Origin of the sequence: Streptomyces sp. Ncost-T10-10d, from assembly GCF_900091955.1 — a bacterium.
Taxonomy (GTDB): Bacteria; Actinomycetota; Actinomycetes; order Streptomycetales; family Streptomycetaceae; genus Streptomyces.
In genome coordinates this window covers 1-5,401 of record NZ_FMDF01000185.1, presented here as the reverse complement: position 1 = coordinate 5,401, position 5,401 = coordinate 1, and the positions used below count along the sequence as shown (strand labels likewise).

Genomic DNA, 5,401 nt, shown 5'->3' with positions numbered 1-5,401 from the left:
ATACGAGTCCCGCATCAACGCCACCTGCACGGGGGACAGTTCGCCGCTGTCGTACTCCATCTCCAGAATCAGCCCCTGGTGCCCGGGCTCCTGGCTGACCGCCACCAGCAACGGGAAGTGGGTCCGCCCGCCTCCGGTCGCACGGGCGCGATCGTCGTCCGTGTCCGCCCCACCGGCGAGTACGTCGATCTGGCGGAAATGGTTGTACACGAAGCCGGTCTCGAAGAGCGGTTCCCCGCCCAGTTCGCGCTGGATCGCGGACATCGGGTACCTGCGATGGGGCAGCAGGTCCTGTTCGGCCTCGAACACCGTGCGCGCGAGGTCCCGCCAATTGCCGTCCGGCAGCTCCAGCCGGAACGGCAGCGTGTTGAGGAAGAGCCCTCGCACCTCGGTGCCGTCGGTCTCCTCGAGCCGCCCGTTGGACGACAGCCCCGTGACGACATCCCGGCTGCCGGTGGCGAGGCTCATGACCCGTAGATGCGCTGCCAGCAGCACGGACTTCAGCGGCACGCCACAAAGCCGGGCGAACCGGTCGAGACCATCGCCCAGACCGACCGGCAGGGGCGTGATCAACTCTCCGTGCCGGCGCTCCGCGTCGTTGCGGTGCACCTCGCCCGCGCTGCACAGTCCCGCGAGCGCGTCGGGAAGAGCAGTGGTGTGGCGGGGGAAGCGGGTGTCGGGGTGGTCGGTGAGGAGGTTGTGCCAGTAGGTGGTGTGTGCGGGGTCGGTGAGTGCAGTCTGTTCGGCGGCGATGTAGTCGCGGTAGGTGGAGCGGATGGGCGGGAGTGACGGAGTACTGCCGTCGAGGAGGGTGTGGTAGGTGTCGGTGATTTCGGCGAGGGTGGAGGCGAGGCTCCAGCCGTCGAGGATGGCGTGGTGGTCGGTGACGGTCCACTGGAAGGCGTTGTCGGACAGCACATGGACCGTCATCCGGAACAACGGCGCCACCGCCACAGAGAAGCCCTCGTCCTGTTCGCCACGGACGCACTCCGCCACCGCCGCCCGTTGGGCACCGTCGTCCTGAGCCCGCAGATCGACGACGGTCAGCGGCGACTCGACCCGCTCGTGCACGAGCTGCACCGGCTCGCTGTAGCCGCTCAGGTCGAACGAGGTACGCAGGACATCGTGGCGGCCCACCGTGAGCTCGACGGCCCGCCGGAAGGCGTCCTGCTCGAACCGCTCGCCGAGCCGCACCGTACTGACGTTGTGGTACGGGTTGCGGTCCGGGTCGATCTCCATCTCGTAGACCATGCCGACCTGGAGGGCCGCCATCGGATAGGCGTCCACCAGCCCCTCCGGCAGCGCCTGCCGGTCCTTCGCCGACAAGAGGGCGAACGGCTCCGCCGTCGGTGCGGGGAGCAGGTCCGCCGCCACCGAAGTCACCTCGGTGCCCAGCGCGGCGAGCGTCGGGGACCGGAACAGTACGGGCAGCGTGAGCAGCAGACCCTCCTCCCGGGCCCGTCCGATCACCTGAATGCTGCGGATCGAGTCGCCGCCCAGGTCGAAGAAGTTGTCGTGCCGGCCGATCCTGTCCACCCCCAGGACCTGACGCCAGATCACCGCCAGCCGTTCCTCAACCCCGGGCAGCGGCGCCACATACTGGGACGACAGCTCCGGGCGGTCCCCGGACGGTGCGGGGAGCCTGTCGCGGTCCACCTTGCCCTGGGCCGTCAGCGGGAACGCGTCGAGGAACACGAATGCCTTCGGCAGCATGTACTCCGGCAGCTTCTCCCGCAGCGCCGACCGCAGTTCGGACACATGGGGCGCCGGGGCGTCGCACGCCACGTACGCCACCAGATCGGCCCTGCCCGACGCATCCCGCGGCGCGGTCACGACACACTGGCGAACGCGCGGGTGAGCGCCGATCGCCGCGCTCACCTCGCCGGGCTCCACCCGATAGCCGCGAATCTTGACCATGTGGTCGACCCGGCCGAGGAACTCCACCTGCCCCTCGGCCGACCAGCGCCCCCGGTCACCCGTGCGGTACAGCCGAGCACCCGGCATGGAGGGATGCGGCAGGAAGTGTTCGGCGGTCAGCGCGGGTCTGCCGAGATAGCCGCGTGCGAGGCACGGCCCGGCCACGTACAGCTCACCCGGGCTGCCGACGGGCACGGGACGGCCGGCCTCGTCCAGCACCCGGACCTCGGTGTTGGCCAGCGGTGTGCCGAGCGGAAGCGGGCCGGCCGGGAGCGAGTCCGCGGTGAAGATGCCGCAGACGGAGAACGTGGTGGTCTCCGTCGGCCCCCAGCAGTTGACCAGCTCGAGTTCAGGGCAACGGGCGAGGATCCGGCCGGCGTGCGGTGCGGAAACCGTCTCACTGCCGGTGAGCAGTCGGCGCAGTCCGTCGAACGTCTGCGGCTGCTCGTCCACGAGCAGGGTGAACAGCGACGCGGTGGCATGGAGGACCGTCACGCCGTGATCCGTCACCCAGCCCGCCACATCGGCCGGGGCGTACCGTCCCGGTGGAGCGAGCACGAGCCGGGCCCCCGCCGCCAGCGGCGCCCATATCTCGAAGGTGGATACATCGAAGGCGACCGTCGCGATCTGGAGAACGGTGTCGTCCTCCCGCAGCTCCATCGCGGGGCCGCCGTGCAGCAGCTCGGTCACGTTGCGGTGCCGGGTCACCACGCCCTTAGGCAGCCCTGTGGAACCGGAGGTGAAGATGGCATAGCAGGCGTTGTCCGGTCCGGCGCCGGCCTCCGGGACCCGGCCGCACCGCGCCTCCTCGGGCAGAACGTCGGTGTCCAGGTCGACCGTCTCCCACGGCCCCCGCGGAACCAGGTCCCGGGTGCTCGCCCCGGTCAGGACCACCCGTACGTCCGCCTCCCGAAGCATGTGCGCGAGCCGGGCCGCGGGGAAGGAGACATCCAGCGGTACGTAGGCCCCACCGGCCTTGAGTACGGCCAGCAGCCCGACGACCAGTTCGGGCGAACGGTCCAGGCCGACCCCGACGAAGACCTCGGGGCCGACGCCCAGCCGGCGCAGATGACGGGCCAGCCGGTCGGCACGCGCATCGAGCTCGCCGTACGTCAGGGACCGCTCCCCGGCGACCACGGCGACGCGGTGGGGTTGCGCCGCCGCCCGCGCCTCGACCAGCTCGTGGACGGGTGTGGACGGGACAGCAGCGGCGTTGTCGTTCCAGTGCTCCAGCAGGGCCCGCTCGGCCTCGCCGAGCAGGACGGCCGCTCGGTGGGCGGCGTCCGGATTCTCGGCGATCGCCCGCAACGCCCGCAGGTGGTAGTCGCGGATCAGGCGCATCTGCTCCGCTGGGAACTCCCTGGCGTCGTACTCCAGCTCCATCCGCATTCCGGCCAGGCCCGGTTCGCGACTCATGGCCACATGCAGCGGGAAGCTGGTCCGGGCGACGCCGGCGGCCGTCTCGTCGTGCGGCCCGGAGACCGAAGCCCGGCCCCCCTCGGCCAGCTCGTCCACATGGCGGAAGTGGTTGTAGACGAAGCCGGTCTCGAACAGGGGGTCGCCGCCCAGCGCACGTTGCAGCGCCGGCATGGGGTACCTGCGGTGCGGCAGCATCTCCCGTTCGGCATCGAACACGGCGCGTGCCAGATCAGCCCAGCTGCCGTCCGGCAGCCGCAGCCGGAAAGGCAGCGAATTGAGGAAGAGCCCCCGCACCTCGGTGCCGTCGGTCTCCTCCAGCCGCCCGTTGGACGACAGCCCTGTGACGACGTCCGCGCTGCCCGTGACCAGGCTCAGAACCCGCATGTGGGCGGCCAGGACGACGGCCTTGAACGGCACACCGATGCGGGCGGCACTGTCCTCCAGCGCAGACAGAAGCTCCGGCGGCACCACGGTGACCAGCGCTCCGTACCCGCCGGTGCCGTCGTGCTCATGCACCTCGTTGTCGAGCCGTTCCCCGACGAGCGGGGAGTCGCCGTTGCCGCTGTGGCGGGGGAGGCGGGTGTCGGGGTGGTCGGTGAGGAGGTTGTGCCAGTAGGTGGTGTGTGCGGGGTCGGTGAGTGCGGTCTGTTCGGCGGCGATGTAGTCGCGGTAGGTGGAGCGGAGGGGCGGGAGTGACGGAGCACTGCCGTCGAGGAGGGTGTGGTACGTGTCGGTGATTTCGGCGAGGGTGGAGGCGAGGCTCCAGCCGTCGAGGATGGCGTGGTGGTCGGTGACGGTCCACTGGAAGGCGTCGTCGGACAGCACATGGACCGTCATCCGGCACAACGGCGCCACCGCCGGATCAAACCCTGTCGTCCGCTCCCCACGGACGTAATCGGCCAGTTCACGCCGCTGCCTGGCCTTGCTCAGCCCGCGCAGATCCACCAGGCCGAGAGGCATCTCGACCTCCGCGTGCACCAATTGCATCGGCACGGACAGACCACTGAGATCGAAAGAGGTACGCAGCACAGGATGCCGCTCCACCACCATGGAGACTGCCGCGCGGAAGGCTTCCTGCTCGAACCCGCCCGGAAGATGCAGCGACGTCACATTCAGATAGGGGTTGCGGTCGGGGTCGCGTTGCATTTCGTAGACCATGCCGATCTGGAGTTCGGCCATGGGGTAGGCGTCGTCGAGGTGGTGGGGGAGGTGGTTGCGGTCGTGGGGTGTGAGGAGGGAGAAGGGTTGGGTGGTGGGTGGTGTGGTGGTGGGTTGTGTTGTGGTTGTGGTGGTGGCGAGGTCGGCGAGTGTGGGGTGGTCGAAGAGGTCTTGGAGGTGGAAGGTGAGTCCGTTGTCGCGGGCTCGGCCGAGTATCTGGATGCTGCGGATGGAGTCGCCGCCGAGGTCGAAGAAGTTGTCGTGGCGGCCGATGCGGTCGACGCCGAGGATGTCGGCCCAGATGGCGGCGAGGGCTTCTTCGGTTCCCGGGAGGGGCGGGGTGAACTCTGCTTCGAGGGTGGGGCGTTCGGTGGTGGGGGCGGGCAAGGAGCGCCGGTCGAGCTTTCCTTGCGGGGTGAGTGGGAGGGTGTCGAGGAGGACGAAGTTCCTCGGGATCATGTAGTCGGGGAGGTGGTCGGCGAGGGTGTCGCGGAGTTCGCTGGTGGTGGGCTTGTCGGTTCCCGGTTCCGGCACGAGGTAGGCGACCAGGTCCGTACGGCCGTTCGCCTCCTGATGTGGAAGGACGACGGCCTCACGCAGACCGGCCAACCGGGCCAACTGGGCCTCGATCTCGCCGAGTTCGATGCGGTATCCGCGGATCTTGACCTGGGCGTCGGCCCGGCCGAGGTATTCCAGGTCGCCGGAGGGTGTCCAGCGGGCGAGGTCCCCACTGCGGTAGAGCCGGGCTCCAGGTGTCGGTCCCAGGTGATCGGGGACAAAACGCTCAGCCGTGAGGGCCGGCCGCGCCTCGTACCCGCGCGCGAGCCCCGCCCCTGATACGTACAGTTCGCCGATGACCCCGATCGGCGCGGGATGGCCATGCTGATCCATGATCCGGAGTCGGAGA

1 protein-coding gene is annotated in these 5,401 nt (G+C 69.7%); it reads right to left on the bottom strand.

What is annotated here, in order from left to right; all coding sequences use genetic code 11:
* Positions 1-5,385 (bottom strand): non-ribosomal peptide synthetase (locus GA0115254_RS34155; protein WP_256102912.1); only part of this gene is annotated, 5,385 nt, incomplete at its 3' end.
* Between the last annotated feature and the right edge of the window lie 16 nt (positions 5,386-5,401).